Here is a 17,251-nt window from a genome sequence, read left to right on the forward strand (position 1 = left end):
TCATGAAACGATTAGCTCTGATTTTACTGGCGCTGGGGATGAACGTGCAGGCGGCCGCGCTGACCTTAAGTGATGCCCGGGCGCAGGGGCGCGTGGGGGAAACCCTGAGCGGCTATCTTGCCCCGATTCAACAGGACGCGGAAACCCTGGCGCTGGTCAATCGTATCAATGCGGCACGCACGGAAAACTACCAGAAGCTGGCCGACAGAAATAATTTGCCGGTCGATGAAGTCGCGAAAATGGCGGGTCAAAAGCTGGTTGCCCGCGCGCAGCCGGGCGAATACGTAAAGGGCATTAACGGAAAATGGCTCAAAAAGTAGCTAGCGGTAGCGCCTGCGGTATTCACCCGGCGAGACGCCAAAACGCTGCTTAAACGCCGTAGAAAAATGGCTATGGTCGGTGAACCCCCAGCTGTAGCCAATGCCCGCCAGCTTTTCATCATCACCGGTAGATTGCAGCGCCTGCGCGCAGAGATCCAGACGACGGTTTTTGATGTACTGCGCCACCACCAGCCCCTTCTCGGCAAACATGCGGTACAGGCTGCGCACGGACATGCCGCTCTCGGCGGCAATCCATTCCGGGCGCAGCGATTCAGACTGAATATGGTCGTCAATCAGCGCCACTACGTGCTGGAACTGGCGCTCCTTGCGCGGCTGAATGATTTCACGCTGCTGGAATGCGGGGCGCAGCAGGCAGATCATCGCTTCAAGCGCCGCTTCGCTCTCCCGGTCACTCAGGTCGGCATTGCTCATGCTCTCCATCAACAGGCGGTGGCTCAGCTGTACGGTGGGCAAGGTGCGGGAAAGGGCGGTCGCGCAGCTTATCTCCTGGAAACGACACTGCTGCTCAATAATCTGACGGGGAACCAGGAGCGAAATCTGGCGGGATTTTTCCCGCCAGTTGATCGAGCAGGGACGCGACGCGTCAATCAGCGTGATATCACCGGTTCTGAGCAGCGCGCGACGGTCATCCTGCTCAATTTCCGCGCTGCCTTCAAGCTGGAACACGGTATAGAACCAGGCATCGTTACTCTGAGCGATCTCCTGACGGGAGCGGAACAGGTTAACGCCGCCTGCGGTCACGGTGCTGAGCTTCAGGCTGCGCGCATAGCTGGTCTCCAGCTCGCCGAAGAACCTCCCCTCGGTGGGCTGCGCGTTAAAGCGCCCGCAAACCTGGTTAATTTGCGCCAGCCACTGCTGATACTGTTCCTGCTCGCTTGCACACGCCATCGTTTCTCTCACTGCACCGTCAACGTTTTCGCATTGTTGCATTTGTGTTGCATTTTGTCAGAGCTATGAGGCTGACTATAGGAAAGAACACTCACCGGTAACAGCGATATAAGCGGCAATTATCGCGATTTGCGGAGCCTGTCACAGGTGGCAAAGCGAATGTCACAGAGACAAAAGCGAGAATGCAAAACCCCACTTAGACTGGATGGACACCCTGCGAAGAATAACGAAGGAGTATCCTATGTCTGAATCACAGGTGGCCATTCAGCCTGCCGTACAACAATTTTTAGACCGACAGCATGGCCTGTGGATTGAAGGGCGTCAGGCCGCGTCGGACAGTGAAAAGCGGCTGAATGTCTTCAACCCGGCCACGGGCGAGGTGATTGCCTCGACCGCCGATGCCAGCGTCGATGACGTTGACCGTGCCGTCATGTCCGGCTGGCGCGCGTTTGTCGCCCGCAGCTGGGCCGGAAAACTCCCGGCGGAGCGCGAGCGGATCCTGCTTCATTTCGCCGATCTGGTTGAACAGCACAGCGAGGAGCTGGCCCAGCTCGAAACGCTGGAGCAGGGCAAATCCATCAACATTTCCCGCATGTTTGAAGTCGGCTGCACCCTGAACTGGATGCGCTATACCGCCGGGCTGACCACCAAAATTTCGGGTAAGACCCTCGACCTCTCCATCCCGCTGCCGCAGGGCGCCCGCTATCAGGCGTGGACGCGAAAGGAGCCGGTTGGCGTGGTGGCCGGGATTGTGCCCTGGAACTTCCCGCTGATGATCGGGATGTGGAAAGTGATGCCTGCGCTGGCTGCGGGCTGTTCTATCGTCATTAAACCGTCAGAAACCACGCCGCTGACCATGCTGCGCGTGGCGGAACTCGCCAGCGAAGCGGGCATTCCGGACGGGGTGTTCAACGTGGTCACCGGGAGCGGCGCGGTGTGTGGCGCAGCGCTGACCTCGCATCCGCATATTGCCAAGGTAAGCTTTACCGGCTCAACGGCGACGGGTAAGCAAATCGCCCGCGCGGCGGCAGATACGCTAACCGGGGTGACCCTGGAGCTGGGTGGGAAAAACCCGGCTATCGTACTGAAAGACGCGGACCCGGCGTGGGTGATAGAAGGCTTAATGACCGGGAGCTTCCTGAACCAGGGGCAGGTGTGCGCGGCGAGCTCGCGCATCTACATTGAAGCACCGCTGTTTGACACGCTGGTCAGCGGGTTTGAGCAGGCGGTGAAATCCCTGAGCGTCGGGCCGGGCATGTCGCCGGAGGCATTTATCAACCCGCTGGTGTCGCGCGCGCACTGTGACAAGGTGCAGACCTTCCTGGATGAAGCGACGTCGCGCAATGCGGAGCTGATCGTCGGTAACCGGGGGCCGGAAGGCAAAGGCTATTACGTATCGCCTACGCTGTTGGTGAACCCGGATGCCTCGCTGCGCCTGACTCGCGAAGAGGTGTTCGGCCCGGTGGTCAACCTGGTACGCGTCGCCGACGGGGAAGAGGCGCTCCAGCTGGCAAACGACACCGAATATGGCCTGACGGCCAGCGTCTGGACGCAGAATATCAGCAAGGCGCTGGAGTACACTGACAGGCTGCAGGCGGGCACCGTCTGGGTGAACAGCCATACGCTGATTGACGCCAACCTGCCGTTCGGCGGCATGAAGCAGTCCGGCACCGGGCGTGACTTTGGTCCGGACTGGCTGGACGGCTGGTGTGAAACCAAGTCGGTTTGCGTGCGGTATTAAAAAACAAGCCGGGTGGCGGCTACGCCTTACCCGGCCTACAACGACTCGCACCGTAGGCCGGGTAAGCGCAGCGCCACCCGGCTTTTATTTACAGCGACCACCTATCCCGCCCGGCCTCCTTCGCCCGATACAGCGCCGCATCGGCGCGGGCGATGATCTCGGTGCCCGCTAACCCCTCCGCCATGCTTGCAATCCCCATGCTCACGGTGACATGGTCGCTAACGGTTGACGCGCCGTGCGGTATAGACTCCGTTCGCAGGCCGTCCTGAATGCGTAAGGCCACCTTTTCAGCGATGTTTTCCGGGCAGTTAAACAGGATCACCACGAACTCCTCGCCACCGTAGCGTGATACCACGTCGTCAGGCGTGCGTACCGACTGCTTCAGCACCCGCGCCACGCGCGTCAGGCAGTCGTCTCCCGCCTGGTGCCCGTAGGTGTCGTTGTAGCGTTTGAAATAGTCGATATCCAGCATAATCACCGAGAAGGTTTTTTTCTGCTCAACCGCGTTCTCCAGCACCACTTCCATTTTCCGGCGATTGGCGGTTTTGGTTAACGGATCCTGATGCGCCAGCGCATCCAGCCTGGAGATCAGCAACTGATTTTGCTGGTTGCGTCGCCAGGCCTCGTCAAACCAGCTCAGCAGGATGAAACGCCCGCAGATCAGGATCAGCGAGAACACGCTCCAGATGACAATGAAGTGAAGGTTGAGGCCATCGTTCAGTGTCCAGTTTGCTATCGGCAGGGTGATCCAGAGCGGGAGTACAAAGGCGAGTAGCCCTTCAGGGTAAAAATAGAGCGCCGTTAAGCCGGCGAGTAACAGAATGACGCACAGCGGCCAGACGTGCGGGAGCAGCAGCTGGGTGATAAACCAGAAGCAGGAGACCGACCAGATGGCGCTGCAGATAAACAACACCACGCTGATGCCGGCGATGCGCCGCCAGGCCATGAGGATCAGCGCGGCGGAGAGGATGATAATGCCGAGCATGGAGGCGTCGACCATTCTCGTCAGATGCGGCGAGTGGGGATAAAGGGGATCGCTGGCCTTAAGCAGGACGTGTCGCAGCAGAATCATCACCGCGAAGCTGATATTGACGAAGGCCAGCCACGGCAGGTTCATCGCCAGCCCGTGCATGACCATGGCATGGCGTGTCGGCCAGGTTGCCCGTTCAAGTGTCGGTTTTTTTCTTTTTTCCATAAAGCCCTTTCCCGTCCGGGGGATAAATCATGCAGGTGAGATATCAGTAACTATAAGCAAGCCAGGACGATCCTCAAATGCAGAGGCAAAAAAAACCGGGCAATTGCCCGGCAGGTGGTTATTTTTCGTCTTTCTTTTTCCCGAGCGTTGGCGTCTCGTCGAAGAAGTTCCACGGTTTAAGCAGGGTATGTACCCATTCCGTCGGCATAATCGGCCATTCCTCCGCGCGGGCGACGTGGGTGGTGCCGGTGGTCATCCAGACCACGTCATCCTGATCGTTGAGCGACTCGTTATCCTTGCTGTACTGCCCCAGGCCCGTGTCGTGTACGGAGCGGTTCGGGAATTTCCCTTCAGGGTAGAGCTCATCCGGGTGGTAACGGGTCACCCACAGCTGTTTGTCCATAAAGCTCAGGCGATGGTAAATCCACTCGTCCGGGGCAAATTTCGCGCCGGTTGCCACCGGGTGCGTACCGCCCGCGTAAGGGATAATCTGATACGAAACCGGGTTGCCCATGCGGTTCTCTTTACTTGTGTTGCTCAGCAGCCGAATGGTGCCCGGGTCGAATTTCTGCGCCGCCTGCTGCTCGGTATCAATATCGTACTGATTAATCTGCATGGTGCTGGTGCGCGGGCCCCCGGCGGTATTCGGTTTCACTTCCGGGTCCATCGCCACCAGCTTGTTGTTGATGCCGTCCACGTCCATATCAAGACGGAAGTTGTAGATGTGCTGGTGCGTGGTGCCCACGATGTTATGGTCGATCAGCGTGCCGTATTTGGTGTCGTCTTTGGCGGTGGCGTCGTGCATGGTTTTCGCCTGAACGCCTTTCACCGCCTCGATACCCGTCGCGCCGGCATCAATGCCGATGGTGCCATTTTCATGGAACACCCAGTCGAAGATGTAATCGTAGTTGCCCACGGTACTCACCCAGCGTACCACCAGTTCACGACGTTCGGTGCTGACGTTCGGTTGGCCCATCTCCTGATGCTTATATTCCGGCCCCGCGTAGCGTTCGAAAATGGCGATCGCGCGCGGGATCTCCATCGGCGCGCCGGTGTAATCCGGGATAGTTTCATTGAGCATCACGGCGTTGGACGGCACGTCTTTACCGCGTACCAGCGGTGAGGTCAGGGTGCCCATGCCGTAGTCGCCGGAGTCGAGATAGGCTTTAAAGTACCAGCCCACGTCCGGATCGCCATAAGGGACGATCATGCCGCCGAGCGACCCCTGATACATAATCTGGCGCTTTTTGCCGTTGTCGTTATAGGTGACGGTTGAAATCATCGGGCCCACGCGGGAGTCCAGGCTCAGATGGAAATCCCAGTTCTGCCAGTGCACCATATCGCCGGTGATGGTGTAGTTCTTGCCTTCCGGCTCGACGATCTCCAGGGGTTTCTTCACCGTTTCAACCCGGTCGCGGCCGTCATACGGGCGCGGGGTGAGCGGAACCGGGATGACCGGGCCTTCTTCGATCTTCTGAATTTTCTTCTGCTCAAGATCGACAACCGCGACCAGGTTCTCAATCGGGTGCGCCCAGTAGTTGCCGTCGCCGACATCCAGATAGCTCACCACCTTCAGCAGGCGATCTTCCTGCTTCAGGCCGTCTTTACCATCGAAATAGCCGACGGTCAGCGGCGTGGTAATCACTTTTTTCGGGTCGGTGATGCCGTGCTTTTTCAGCACTTCGGCGAACTCGGTGCTGTCGTTGATGATCTGCTGAACCGCGGTGAAATCATCCAGCAGCACCATGCCGTGCGCGTCTTTTACCGGTTCCCAGCGCAGGATTTTTTTATCCTTCAGATCCACCACGCTTTCGATAACGTGCTTGCCATCCAGCATGACGATCTTCGCCTGGCGGGGGGCATCCACGGCCGTACCGTTAAGCACAAAGTCCCACACTTTGGCTTTCTCAGGCTCTGCAAGGGCGATTTGGGTAAAGCGGGTATTTGGCTTAAAATCCGCCGAAGCTTTCACAATCTCAACGGCCTGCTTAATTTCGTCCGCCGTTAGCGCGTTTAACGGGTGAGGGCGTTTTTCAACCTGGAAGGTCTGATCGAGGCCAGACTGGAAAACATCGTTAATGAAGGTATCCGAAATAAAGGCTTTCTTGCCCTTCATCACCACCGGCACCTCGAGCCTGAGGGTTTTACCGTTGACGACGGCGGTTTTCGCGCCCGGTTTGACCTTCACAAAGGCACCGTCTTTCGCAATGGTGAACATCTGTGCGTAATCATCCCACTGAACCTCCGCACCGAAGTCCTGCAGCGTTTTGTCCATCGGGACCATATGCGCCTCGCTGCCGTGGGCGAAAACAGGGGATTGCCAGGCGCAACACAGCGCAACGGCCATGGCCAGCGCCGTTCTACGGGCAGAAAAAGAAGAATTGCTTCCCATCGTAGACCTCATCTTGTTGTGTTTATTGTGTTGTGACAGCCTTATCCTGACAGGCCTATGAGAAAAGCGTTTGCCTGCATCTGCCAGGTTATTTGCCAGTCTTGCCAGGTTAAAAAAAGAGCGGGGCGGTGTCACACCCCGGCTGGTCGTCGTAGGCCGGGTAAGCATCGCGCCACCCGGCAGGAAAGGCGGTGAAGGGAAGGTGTCAGAAATCACCCCGCTGGCGCGCCACCAGCGTCAGGATGGAGTAGAGCGCCACGGCCTGCTGGTGCTGGTTGAAGATCTCAACCGCCCATTCCACCACGCCGGTCGGTTTTTCCTCTGCGGTGCGCTGTTTCTTCAGCGTTTTACGCTTGCAGGTCAAACGCACCTGAATGGTATCGCCCGGCTTAACCGGCTCGATAAAGCGCAGGTTCTCCATGCCGTAGTTGGCAATCACCGGCCCGACGCCCGCATCAACAAACAGCCCCGCGGCGGCGGAGATCAGGAAGTAGCCGTGCACCACGCGCTCGCCGAAGATCGACTCTGCCGCGCCGATCTTGTCCATATGGGCGTAAAAGTGGTCCCCGCTCAGGCAGGCAAAGTTCACGATGTCTGCTTCCGTGAGGGTGCGGCGCGGCGTCAGCAGGCTGTCGCCCGGCTGTAGCTCCTCAAAGTATTTGCGGAACGGATGCACGCGATCTTCCTGCACCGTTGCGCCCCGCACCCACTGTTTGCCAATCGCCGCCAGCATCGTCGGACTGCCCTGAATCGCGGTGCGCTGCAGGTAGTGCTTCACCGCGCGCAGGCCGCCCAGCTCTTCGCCGCCGCCCGCGCGGCCCGGGCCGCCGTGCACCAGCTGAGGCAGCGGGGAGCCGTGGCCGGTGGACTCTTTCGACGATTCCTCGTTAAGGATTTGAATGCGCCCGTGGGCGCGCGCCGCACCGGCAATAAACTGGCGGGCAATGTCCTGGTCTGCGGTGACAAGCGTACCCGCCAGGCTGCCGCCGCCCGCGCGGGCAAGCTGCATCGCGTGGCGTGCATTGCGATACGGCATTAGCGTCGCAACCGGGCCGAAGGCTTCGGTAGAGTGAACAGCAGGGGTTTCATCCGGCTGCGGGCAGAACAGCAGGGTCGGCGGGAAGAACGCGCCCGCGGCCTGCATATCCGCTTTGCCACCCAGACGGATCCGGCAGCCTGCGGCGATCAGCTGCTCCACCTTCTCCTGCACGTCCGCGCGCTGTTCGGCGTTGACCAGCGCACCCATCTTCACCCCTTCCTGCGCAGGGTCGCCCACCACCATTTTTTCCAGGCGGGCAATCAGCGCCTGGCTCACGGCGTCAATCTGGTTTTGCGGGACGATAATCCGGCGAATGGCCGTACATTTCTGCCCGGCCTTGGCGGTCATCTCGCGGACCACTTCCCGGACGAACAGCGCAAACTCCGACTGGTCTGGCGTAACGTCTTCCCCCAGCACGCAGCAGTTCAGGGAGTCCGCCTCCATGGTGAACGGAATCGAATTTGCCACGATATTCGGGTGCACGCGCAGGCTTTGCCCGGTACTGGCGGAGCCGGTAAAAGTCACCACGTCCTGGCTGTCGAGCTGGTCGAGGAGATCCCCTGCGCCGCCGCAGATCAGGCTGATGGCGCCGTCCGGCACCAGCCCGCTGTCCACGATGGATTTCACCATCGCCTGCGTCACCTGCGCGGTCGCGGTAGCGGGTTTAATAATGGCGGGCATCCCGGCAAGCCAGGTCGGCGCCAGCTTTTCCAGCATCCCCCAGCAGGGGAAGTTAAAGGCGTTGATGTGCACCGCCACGCCGGACTTCGAGGTGAGAACGTGGCGCGCTGCAAAGCCGCCTTCTTTCGACAGCGGGATTAACTCGTCTTCCGGCCACAGCGTGTCATCCGGCAGCTCGCGGCTGCCCAGGCTGGCGTACGTGAAGAGGGTGCCGATGCCGCCTTCAATATCCACCCAGCTGTCCGCCTTCGTTGCGCCCGTCTGGGCCGACAGGGCATAGAACGTCTCTTTTTCGCTAAGCAGGTGCTTTGCCACCGCCTTCAGCATGGCCGCTCGTTCGATAAAGGTCATCTCGTGAAGCGCTTCACCGCCGCGCTCAATCGCATAGCGACGGGCGGCCGCCATGTCCAGCCCTTCGCTGGTCACGCTCCACAGCGCTTCGCCACTGATGGCGTGATGAATAGTGCGTTCGCGGCCCCGGCCAGACTGCCAGGTACCGGACACGAAGCTGGCTAACTGCTGCATCGCTTATCTCCAAATGTTACGTAATTTACTCATTAATAGTTTAATCATGAATCATAAAAATCAAGCTGAGTTTTAATGAATTGTTAACATTGTGATCCGGTCTGATGAATTGCAGCGCGTAAAGCGAGTGTTCAGGGGGCGTGCAGCAAAAGCCTTGCGAGCAACATCACAAAACCAGGAAACAATTCTTGGGGTTATATTTAACCTTTGTGTAACTTTTAAAAAACAAAGTGATTCAGAATTACGCTTTAATTTGCAAACTAACGAATCATAAAGGTGATGACGTGACGCAAGAACAACGGTTTGAGCAGCGCATAGCGCAGGAGACGGCGATTGAGCCTCAGGACTGGATGCCTGACGCCTACCGTAAGACGTTGATCCGTCAGATTGGCCAGCATGCGCACTCCGAAATTGTCGGCATGCTGCCGGAGGGGAACTGGATCGCCCGTGCGCCGACGCTGCGCCGAAAAGCGATCCTGCTGGCGAAAGTGCAGGACGAAGCCGGGCACGGGCTCTACCTCTACAGCGCGGCGGAAACGCTGGGCTGCGCGCGGGAAGACATCTACCAGAAGATGCTCGACGGCAGGATGAAGTACTCCTCCATTTTTAACTATCCGACCCTGAGCTGGGCCGATATCGGCGTGATCGGCTGGCTGGTGGACGGCGCGGCCATCGTCAACCAGGTGGCGCTGTGCCGAACCTCCTACGGTCCGTATGCCCGCGCGATGGTGAAAATCTGTAAAGAAGAGAGCTTCCACCAGCGCCAGGGCTTTGAGGCCTGCATGGCGCTGGCGCAGGGCAGCGAGGCCCAGCGGCAGATGCTGCAGGACGCCATCAACCGCTTCTGGTGGCCGGCGCTGATGATGTTCGGGCCGAACGACGACAACTCGCCGAACAGCGCCCGCAGCCTGGCCTGGAAAATCAAACGCTTCGGCAATGACGAACTTCGCCAGCGCTTTGTCGACAACACGGTGCCGCAGGTGGAGATGCTGGGCATGACGGTGCCGGATCCCGACCTGCGTTTGGATGAAGAGAGCGGTCATTATCGCTTCGGCGCGATCGACTGGCAGGAATTTGACGAGGTCATTAACGGGCGCGGGATCTGCAACCACGAGCGCCTGGCCGCCAAACGTAAAGCCTGGGAAGAGGGGGCGTGGGTGCGCGAAGCCGCACTGGCGCACGCGGAAAAACAACACGCCCGCAAAGTGGCTTAAGAGGAATCACGATGAGCAACGTCTACTGGCCGCTGTACGAAGTGTTCGTACGCAGCAAACAGGGGTTATCCCACCGTCACGTGGGCAGTCTGCATGCCGCCGACGATCGCATGGCGCTGGAAAATGCGCGCGATGCCTACACCCGCCGCAGCGAAGGATGTTCTATCTGGGTGGTTAAGGCGAGCGAGATTGTCGCCTCCCAGCCGGAAGAGAGCGGTGAGTTCTTCGACCCGGCGGAAAGCAAGGTTTACCGCCACCCGACGTTCTACACCATCCCTGACGGCATCGAGCATATGTGAGGCAAAGAATGAATTCAGTGACTGCCTATGCCCTGCGTCTGGGCGACAACGGTCTGGTGCTCTCCCAGCGTCTCGGCGCCTGGTGCGGCCACGCGCCGGAGCTGGAAATTGACCTCGCGCTCGCCAACATCGGTCTCGACCTGCTGGGCCAGGCGCGCAATTTCCTGACCTATGCCGCGGAGCGGGAAGGCCAGGGCGATGAAGACACGCTGGCGTATGGCCGCGACGAGCGCCAGTTCCGCAACGTCCTGCTGGTCGAGCAGCCGAACGGCAATTTCGCCGACACCATTGCCCGCCAGTACCTGATAGATGCCTGGAACGTGGCGCTGTACGAGCGCCTGACGCAAAGCAGCGACGGCCAGCTTGCGGCCATAGCCGCCAAAGCGATTAAAGAGGCGCGCTACCACCTGCGCTTCAGCCGCGGCTGGCTGGTGCGTCTGGGCGACGGGACCGAAACGTCTGCGCAAAAAATGCAGCAGGCCATCGACAGCCTGTGGCGTTTTACTGCGGAGCTGTTTGAGGCGGATGACGTTGAGCTGGCGCTGATTGATGCCGGCGTGGCGGTTGACCCGCGCGTCCTGCGCCAGCCGTGGGAAAGCGAAGTCTTTGCCGGTTTGAATGAAGCCTGCCTGCAGGTGCCCGAAGAGGTGGCGTACCGCACCGGGGGTAAGAGGGGGCTGCATACCGAACATCTGGGACCGATGCTGGCGGAGATGCAGTATCTCCAGCGCGCCTATCCCGGTCAGCAGTGGTAAAGGAGAACGCTATGCAACGCCTCGTCGACATCGCGCCTGCGCAAATTCCGCAGATCTGGGCGCTGTTAAGCCAGATCCCCGATCCGGAAGTGCCGGTGTTAACCATCACCGATTTAGGCATGGTGCGCAGCGTGAAGGCGCAGGGGGAAGGCTGGGTTATCGGCTTCACGCCAACCTACTCGGGCTGTCCGGCCACGGAACACCTGCTGGGGGCGATCCGCGACGCGATGACCGCGAACGGCTTTACTCCGGTACACATTGTGCTCCAGCTTGAGCCCGCCTGGACCACCGACTGGATGACCGCCGACGCGCGCGAGCGCCTGCGGGCGTACGGCATCAGCCCGCCCGTGGGGCATAGCTGTCACGCGCATATTCCGGCGGAGGTGAGCTGCCCGCGCTGCGCCAGCACCGACACCTCGCTTATCAGTGAATTTGGTTCGACGGCCTGCAAAGCGCTCTACCGCTGCAACACCTGCCGCGAGCCCTTCGACTATTTCAAATGTATTTGAGGCTGCCATGACAACGTTTCATTCATTAACAGTGGCAAAAGTGGAACCCGAAACCCGCGACGCGGTGACGATTACCTTCGCCGTGCCAAACGATTTGCAGGACGCCTACCGCTTCCGTCCCGGCCAGCACCTGACGTTAAAAACGAAGCTGGGCGGGGAAGAGCTGCGCCGCTGCTACTCCATCTGCCGGAGCACCGCCCCGGGTGAGATCAGCGTTGCGGTCAAAGCCATCGACGGCGGGCGTTTTTCACGCTATGCCCGGGATGAGATCAAAGCGGGTATGGCCCTGGAGGTAATGGTGCCTCAGGGGCTGTTTGGCTACCAGCCGCGGGCCGAACGCGAAGGCCACTACCTGGCCATTGCGGCAGGTTCCGGGATCACCCCGATGCTGGCGATTATCTCCGCGACGCTGGCGATCGAACCGAACAGCCAGTTCACCCTGATCTACGGCAACCGCAGCAGCCAGAGCATGATGTTCCGCCAGGCGCTGGCGGACCTGAAGGACAAATACACGCAGCGGCTGCAGCTGGTCTCCATCTTCAGCCAGGAGCGGCTGGACAGCGATCTGCTTTACGGCCGCATCGACGGGGAAAAGCTGCAGGCGCTGGCGAAAACCCTGATCAACTTCCGCCAGTACGACGAGGCGTTTATCTGCGGCCCGTCGGCGATGATGGACGACGCCGAAGCCGCGCTGAAGGCGCTGGGGATGCCGGACAAAGCGATTCACCTTGAGCGCTTTAACACGCCGGGAACCACCGCTAAACGCGCGGTGCACGTCCAGGCGGAAGGGCAGAAAGTGACCGTGCGCCAGGACGGGCGCGACCGCGAAATCACCCTGACGGCGGAGGATGAAAGTATTCTCGATGCCGCCCTGCGCCAGGGCGCGGATCTGCCGTATGCCTGCAAGGGGGGCGTGTGCGCCACCTGTAAATGCAAGGTGCTGCGCGGGAAGGTGGACATGGCGACCAACTACAGCCTGGAGCCGGACGAGCTGGCCGCCGGGTATGTACTGAGCTGCCAGTCGCTGCCGTTAACCGCCGACGTGATTGTCGACTTCGACGCGAAGGGGATGGCATGAGCGAACTGATTGTTACTCGTCATGGCCGCGTGCTGCAGCTGACGCTCAACCGTCCGGCGGCGCGCAACGCCCTCAATAATGCGCTGTTGACGCAGCTTGCCGAGCAGCTTGAGGCCGCCGCCGTGGATGCCGACATCGCCGTCTGCGTAATTTACGGCAGCGAGCGCTGCTTTGCCGCCGGGGCCGATCTCAACGAAATGGCGGAGAAAGACCTGCCCGCCACCCTGAACGATATCCGCCCGCTGCTTTGGGCGCGGATTAACGCTTTTCCTAAACCGCTGATTGCCGCCGTGAACGGCTTCGCGCTGGGCGCAGGCTGCGAGCTGGCGCTGCTGTGCGACGCGATCGTTGCTGGCGATAACGCCCGCTTTGGCCTGCCGGAAATTACGCTGGGCATTATGCCCGGCGCGGGCGGCACCCAGCGTCTGATTCGCTGCGTCGGGAAATCCCTTGCCAGCAAAATGGTGCTGACGGGCGAGAGTATTACCGCAGAGCAGGCGCTGAGCGCCGGGCTGGTCAGCGACGTTTTCCCGGCAGCGCTGACGCTGGAGTATGCCCTGAAGCAGGCGGCGCAGATGGCGCGCCACTCTCCGCTGGCGCTGCAGGCGGCGAAACAGGCGCTGCGCCAGTCTCAGGAGGTGCCGCTCCAGGCCGGTCTGGCCCAGGAGCGTCAGCTGTTTACGCTGCTTTCTGCCACCGAAGACCGCCGGGAAGGCATCGACGCCTTCTTACAAAAACGCACCCCCGACTTTAAAGGACGCTAATTGTGGAATGTATTCTCAGTCATGTTGAGCAGGGCGTAATGACCATTACGCTGAACCGTCCGGAGCGTCTGAACAGCTTTAACGACGTGATGCACCAGCAGCTTGCCGAGTGCCTGAAACAGGCCGAGCGGGATAACACCGTTCGCTGTCTGCTGATCACCGGAGCCGGACGCGGCTTTTGCGCCGGTCAGGATCTGAACGACCGCAACGTCGACCCCAACGGCCCGGCGCCGGATCTGGGGATGTCCGTTGAAACCTTCTATAACCCTCTGGTGCGCCGCCTGGCAAAGCTGCCGAAACCGGTCATCTGTGCCGTTAACGGCGTGGCGGCCGGTGCGGGCGCCACGCTGGCGCTGGGATGTGACATGGTCATTGCCGCCCGTTCCGCCAACTTCGTGATGGCCTTCAGCAAGCTCGGTCTGGTGCCGGACTGCGGCGGCACCTGGCTGCTGCCGCGCGTGGCCGGACGCGCCCGCGCCATGGGTCTGGCGCTGCTCGGCGACAAACTCAGCGCCGAACAGGCGCAGGCGTGGGGGATGATCTGGCAGGTGGTGGATGACGAACAGCTCTCCACCACGGCGCAGCAGATGGCGCTGCATTTTGCGTCTCAGCCGACCTTCGGGCTGGGGCTGATCAAGCAGGCCATCAATGCCGCAGAAACCAACACCCTGGACGCCCAGCTCGATCTGGAGCGCGACTACCAGCGTCTGGCCGGACGCAGCGACGACTACCGCGAGGGCGTCAGCGCCTTCCTGGCGAAGCGCGCGCCGAACTTTACGGGGAAATAAGATGCTGAACATACGGACTGTCGCCGTGATTGGCAGCGGCACGATGGGCGCAGGGATTGCCGAAGTCGCCGCCAGACACGGCCATCAGGTGCTGATCTACGACATCTCCAGCGATGCGATATCGCGCGCCATCGACGGGATCCGCCAGCGTCTGGCCTCCCGGGTGACGCGCGGAAAAATCTCCGCCGATGCCGGGAGCCAGATCCTCGCCCGGCTGCTTCCGGTCACGGATATCGAGGCGCTCGCCGCGGCCGATCTGGTCATAGAAGCGGCCTCCGAGCGTCTGGAGGTGAAAAAGGCGCTGTTTGCACGGCTGGCTGAGATCTGCCCGCCGCAGACGGTGCTGACCAGCAATACCTCTTCCATCTCCGTTACGGCGATTGCGGCGGACGTCAACCACCCGGAGCGCGTCGCAGGGCTGCACTTCTTTAACCCGGCGCCGGTGATGAAGCTGGTGGAGGTGGTCAGCGGGCTGGCGACCTCTGCGGAAGTGGCAGACGCGCTGTGCGAGCTGGCGCTGAACTGGGGCAAACAGCCCGTTCGCTGCCAGTCAACGCCGGGGTTCATCGTCAACCGCGTCGCCCGTCCGTTCTATTCCGAAGCCTGGCGCGCGCTGGAAGAGCAGGTCGCCCCGCCGGAGGTGATTGATGCCGCCCTGCGCGAAGGCGGCGGTTTCCCGATGGGGCCGCTGGAGCTGACCGACATGATTGGTCAGGACGTGAATTTCGCGGTGACCTGCTCGGTATTTAACGCCTTCTGGCAGGAGCGTCGTTTTCTGCCTTCGCTGGTGCAGCAGGAGCTGGTGCTGGCAGGAAGGCTGGGCAAAAAGAGCGGGAAGGGCATCTACGACTGGCAGGGTGACAAACCCGAGGTGCGGTGGGTGCCGGCCGTGAACGACAGCTACAGCCCGATGCGCGTGGAAAAGAAACGTGACGGTGTCACCGAAATTGATGATGTATATCTGATTGAAACGCAGGGGGAAACCGCTCAGGCGCTGGCGCTGCGGCTCAACGGCGCGGTGGTGGTGGTGGACCGCATTGAGCGCGACGTGGCGGTGATTGCCGCGGCGGCAAGCAACCCGCACACCGCGACGCAAAAGGCCATCTGCTACCTGCAACAGCAGGGTAACCGGGTGGTGCAAATCGCCGATTATCCCGGCCTGCTGGTCTGGCGCACGCTGGCGATGATTGCCAACGAAGCGCTGGATGCCCTGCAAAAAGGGGTCGCCAGCGAGAAGGACATCGATACCGCCATGCGCCTGGGCGTTAACTACCCAAGCGGGCCGATCGCCTGGGGCGAGCGTCTGGGCTGGCAGCGCCTGCTGACGCTGCTGGAGAACCTGCAGCGTCATTACGGCGAAGAGCGCTATCGCCCCTGTTCACTGCTGCGCCAGCGCGCGCTTCTGGAGAGTAGCTATGAGTCATAACGCCTGGCATAACGCCCGCGCGATGTACGAACGGGACGCCTGCGCGCAGGCGATGGGGATGGACATTGTCGACATGGATGAAGGCTATGCGGTGGTGACCATGACCATCACTCCGCAGATGCTTAACGGCCACCAAACCTGCCACGGCGGGCAGCTGTTTTCCCTGGCGGACACCGCCTTTGCCTACGCCTGCAACAGCCAGGGGCTGGCGGCGGTCGCCTCCGGCTGCTCGATTGATTTTCTGCGTCCGGGCTTTGCCGGGGACACGCTCACCGCCACCGCGCGGGTGATGCATCAGGGCAAGCTGACCGGCGTGTACGACATTGAAATCCAGAACCAACAACAGAAAACCGTCGCCCTTTTTCGCGGGAAATCTCACCGCATCGGCGGCAGCGTGACAGGAGAGGCAGATGCGTAACGCATTTATTTGTGATGGGGTACGAACCCCGGTGGGGCGCTACGGCGGCTCGCTTTCTGCGGTAAGAACCGACGATCTCGGTGCCGTGCCGCTGCGCGCGCTGCTGGACCGCTATCCCCAGCTCGACCTTGAGCGGATCGACGACGTGATTTTCGGCTGCGCCAACCAGGCGGGGGAAGATAACCGCAACGTCGCGCGCATGTCGTCCCTGCTGGCCGGGCTGCCGCAGGCGGTGTCCGGAACCACCATTAACCGCCTGTGCGGGTCGGGGCTGGACGCGATTGGCTTTGCGGCGCGCGCCATTAAGGCGGGCGATGGCGACCTGCTGATAGCGGGCGGCGTGGAGTCCATGTCCCGCGCGCCGTTTGTGATGGGCAAAGCCACCGCCGCGTTTCAGCGTCAGGCGGAAATCTTTGATACCACCATCGGCTGGCGATTTGTGAATCCGCTCATGCATCAGCAATTCGGAACTGACAGTATGCCGGAAACGGCAGAGAATGTAGCTGAATTGTTAAATATCAGTCGTGCCGATCAGGATGCGTTCGCGCTGCGCAGCCAGCAGCGTACCGCACAGGCGCAGCAGAACGGCATTCTGGCGCAGGAGATTGTGCCGGTGCAGGTGCCGGGCAAAAAAGGGGCGGTCACCGAGTTCAGCGTGGATGAACACCCGCGCGCGGATACCACGCTCGAGCAGCTTGCCGGTCTGAAAACGCCGTTCCGTAAGAACGGGGTGGTTACGGCGGGAAATGCCTCCGGCGTCAACGACGGCGCGGCGGCGCTGATCGTCGCCAGCGAGAAGATGGCGCTGGCGCAGGGGTTAGTCCCGCGCACGAGGATCGTGGCGATGGCGACGGCAGGCGTGGAGCCACGTCTGATGGGGCTCGGCCCGGTACCCGCCACCCGCAAGGTGCTGGAGCGCGCCGGACTCAGTATTAACGATATGGACGTGATTGAGCTTAACGAAGCGTTCGCCTCGCAGGCGCTGGGCGTGCTGCGTCAGCTGGGCCTGCCGGATGACGCTGCGCACGTCAACCCGAACGGTGGCGCGATTGCGCTGGGCCACCCGCTGGGCATGAGCGGTGCCAGACTGGCGCTGGCCGCGAGTAACGAACTGCACCGACGCGGCGGGCGCTACGCGCTGTGTACGATGTGCATCGGTGTGGGTCAGGGCATTGCCATGATCCTTGAGCGTGTTTGA

16 protein-coding genes are annotated in these 17,251 nt (G+C 60.9%); 12 read left to right on the plus strand and 4 right to left on the minus strand.

The annotated features are described in order from the left end of the window. The first annotated feature begins 2 nt into the window (after positions 1-2). Positions 3-320 (plus strand): YdbL family protein, encoded by a 318-nt coding sequence (locus N037_RS04015; protein WP_032639207.1) that lies wholly within the window; start codon positions 3-5, stop codon positions 318-320. Here N037_RS04015 and feaR read toward each other — a convergent pair whose 3' ends face one another. Further along, positions 321-1,229: a transcriptional regulator FeaR gene (gene feaR / locus N037_RS04020; RefSeq protein WP_032639208.1), complete on the minus strand. Its 909-nt coding sequence runs from the start codon at positions 1,227-1,229 to the stop codon at positions 321-323. A 241-nt stretch (positions 1,230-1,470) separates the two neighbouring features. Here feaR and N037_RS04025 point away from each other — a divergent pair, with 241 nt between their 5' ends. After that, on the plus strand, positions 1,471-2,970 hold the full coding sequence (locus N037_RS04025) for an aldehyde dehydrogenase family protein (RefSeq protein WP_032639210.1): 1,500 nt from the start codon (positions 1,471-1,473) through the stop codon (positions 2,968-2,970). 88 nt (positions 2,971-3,058) lie between these two features. Here N037_RS04025 and N037_RS04030 read toward each other — a convergent pair whose 3' ends face one another. The 3 genes from N037_RS04030 to paaZ all read right to left on the minus strand — a co-directional run bounded on the left by N037_RS04030 (position 3,059) and on the right by paaZ (position 8,802). Beyond that, entirely contained in the window at positions 3,059-4,165 is a 1,107-nt protein-coding gene (locus N037_RS04030; protein WP_032639212.1) for a GGDEF domain-containing protein, read from the minus strand. A 118-nt stretch (positions 4,166-4,283) separates the two neighbouring features. Further along, positions 4,284-6,557, minus strand: a complete 2,274-nt coding sequence (tynA, locus tag N037_RS04035; RefSeq protein WP_032639214.1) for a primary-amine oxidase — start codon at positions 6,555-6,557, stop codon at positions 4,284-4,286. Positions 6,558-6,762: 205 nt separating this feature from the next. Beyond that, positions 6,763-8,802 (minus strand): phenylacetic acid degradation bifunctional protein PaaZ, encoded by a 2,040-nt coding sequence (paaZ, locus tag N037_RS04040; protein ID WP_032639216.1) that lies wholly within the window; start codon positions 8,800-8,802, stop codon positions 6,763-6,765. A 284-nt stretch (positions 8,803-9,086) separates the two neighbouring features. Here paaZ and paaA point away from each other — a divergent pair, with 284 nt between their 5' ends. Genes paaA through pcaF form a run of 10 tightly spaced genes read left to right on the plus strand, consistent with a single transcriptional unit; the run spans position 9,087 to position 17,251 of the window. Further along, complete coding sequence (gene paaA / locus N037_RS04045) at positions 9,087-10,016, plus strand: 1,2-phenylacetyl-CoA epoxidase subunit PaaA (RefSeq protein WP_032639218.1); 930 nt, start codon at positions 9,087-9,089, stop codon at positions 10,014-10,016. An 11-nt stretch (positions 10,017-10,027) separates the two neighbouring features. Beyond that, positions 10,028-10,315: a 1,2-phenylacetyl-CoA epoxidase subunit PaaB gene (gene paaB / locus N037_RS04050; protein ID WP_003857353.1), complete on the plus strand. Its 288-nt coding sequence runs from the start codon at positions 10,028-10,030 to the stop codon at positions 10,313-10,315. 8 nt (positions 10,316-10,323) lie between these two features. Continuing rightward, on the plus strand, positions 10,324-11,070 hold the full coding sequence (paaC, locus tag N037_RS04055) for a 1,2-phenylacetyl-CoA epoxidase subunit PaaC (RefSeq protein WP_032639220.1): 747 nt from the start codon (positions 10,324-10,326) through the stop codon (positions 11,068-11,070). Positions 11,071-11,081: 11 nt separating this feature from the next. Then, entirely contained in the window at positions 11,082-11,579 is a 498-nt protein-coding gene (paaD, locus tag N037_RS04060) for a 1,2-phenylacetyl-CoA epoxidase subunit PaaD (RefSeq protein WP_023335567.1), read from the plus strand. A 7-nt stretch (positions 11,580-11,586) separates the two neighbouring features. Beyond that, positions 11,587-12,657 (plus strand): 1,2-phenylacetyl-CoA epoxidase subunit PaaE, encoded by a 1,071-nt coding sequence (gene paaE, locus N037_RS04065; protein ID WP_032639222.1) that lies wholly within the window; start codon positions 11,587-11,589, stop codon positions 12,655-12,657. Next, positions 12,654-13,421: a 2,3-dehydroadipyl-CoA hydratase PaaF gene (gene paaF, locus N037_RS04070; protein WP_032639224.1), complete on the plus strand. Its 768-nt coding sequence runs from the start codon at positions 12,654-12,656 to the stop codon at positions 13,419-13,421. Before paaE ends, paaF begins: the two co-directional genes overlap by 4 nt. Then, positions 13,421-14,209, plus strand: coding sequence for a 2-(1,2-epoxy-1,2-dihydrophenyl)acetyl-CoA isomerase PaaG (gene paaG, locus N037_RS04075; protein ID WP_156369704.1), 789 nt, complete (start codon positions 13,421-13,423; stop codon positions 14,207-14,209). Before paaF ends, paaG begins: the two co-directional genes overlap by 1 nt. A gap of 1 nt (position 14,210) precedes the next feature. Next, the gene (gene paaH, locus N037_RS04080; protein ID WP_032639228.1) at positions 14,211-15,635 is read left to right on the plus strand and encodes a 3-hydroxyacyl-CoA dehydrogenase PaaH; all 1,425 of its coding nucleotides are present in this window, start codon (positions 14,211-14,213) and stop codon (positions 15,633-15,635) included. Then, a complete protein-coding gene (gene paaI / locus N037_RS04085; RefSeq protein WP_023335572.1) occupies positions 15,625-16,053 on the plus strand; it encodes a hydroxyphenylacetyl-CoA thioesterase PaaI in 429 nt (142 codons plus the stop codon). The genes paaH and paaI overlap by 11 nt, the downstream gene beginning before the upstream one ends. Continuing rightward, positions 16,046-17,251, plus strand: a complete 1,206-nt coding sequence (gene pcaF, locus N037_RS04090; RefSeq protein ID WP_032639230.1) for a 3-oxoadipyl-CoA thiolase — start codon at positions 16,046-16,048, stop codon at positions 17,249-17,251. Before paaI ends, pcaF begins: the two co-directional genes overlap by 8 nt.

Origin of the sequence: Enterobacter sp. EGD-HP1, assembly GCF_000733275.2 — a bacterium.
Lineage (GTDB): Bacteria > Pseudomonadota > Gammaproteobacteria > Enterobacterales > Enterobacteriaceae > Enterobacter.

Excerpts from the sequence above, each read along its gene's own strand:
- paaI (WP_023335572.1), top strand. The coding sequence starts at position 15,625 with ATGAGTCATAACGCCTGGCATAACGCCCGCGCGATGTACGAACGGGAC.
- tynA (WP_032639214.1), bottom strand. The coding sequence starts at position 6,557 with ATGGGAAGCAATTCTTCTTTTTCTGCCCGTAGAACGGCGCTGGCCATG.
- N037_RS04030 (WP_032639212.1), bottom strand. The coding sequence starts at position 4,165 with ATGGAAAAAAGAAAAAAACCGACACTTGAACGGGCAACCTGGCCGACA.
- feaR (WP_032639208.1), bottom strand. The coding sequence starts at position 1,229 with ATGGCGTGTGCAAGCGAGCAGGAACAGTATCAGCAGTGGCTGGCGCAA.
- N037_RS04025 (WP_032639210.1), top strand. The coding sequence starts at position 1,471 with ATGTCTGAATCACAGGTGGCCATTCAGCCTGCCGTACAACAATTTTTA.
- paaC (WP_032639220.1), top strand. The coding sequence starts at position 10,324 with ATGAATTCAGTGACTGCCTATGCCCTGCGTCTGGGCGACAACGGTCTG.
- paaE (WP_032639222.1), top strand. The coding sequence starts at position 11,587 with ATGACAACGTTTCATTCATTAACAGTGGCAAAAGTGGAACCCGAAACC.
- paaB (WP_003857353.1), top strand. The coding sequence starts at position 10,028 with ATGAGCAACGTCTACTGGCCGCTGTACGAAGTGTTCGTACGCAGCAAA.
- paaF (WP_032639224.1), top strand. The coding sequence starts at position 12,654 with ATGAGCGAACTGATTGTTACTCGTCATGGCCGCGTGCTGCAGCTGACG.
- paaH (WP_032639228.1), top strand. The coding sequence starts at position 14,211 with ATGCTGAACATACGGACTGTCGCCGTGATTGGCAGCGGCACGATGGGC.
- paaD (WP_023335567.1), top strand. The coding sequence starts at position 11,082 with ATGCAACGCCTCGTCGACATCGCGCCTGCGCAAATTCCGCAGATCTGG.
- pcaF (WP_032639230.1), top strand. The coding sequence starts at position 16,046 with ATGCGTAACGCATTTATTTGTGATGGGGTACGAACCCCGGTGGGGCGC.
- N037_RS04015 (WP_032639207.1), top strand. The coding sequence starts at position 3 with ATGAAACGATTAGCTCTGATTTTACTGGCGCTGGGGATGAACGTGCAG.
- paaZ (WP_032639216.1), bottom strand. The coding sequence starts at position 8,802 with ATGCAGCAGTTAGCCAGCTTCGTGTCCGGTACCTGGCAGTCTGGCCGG.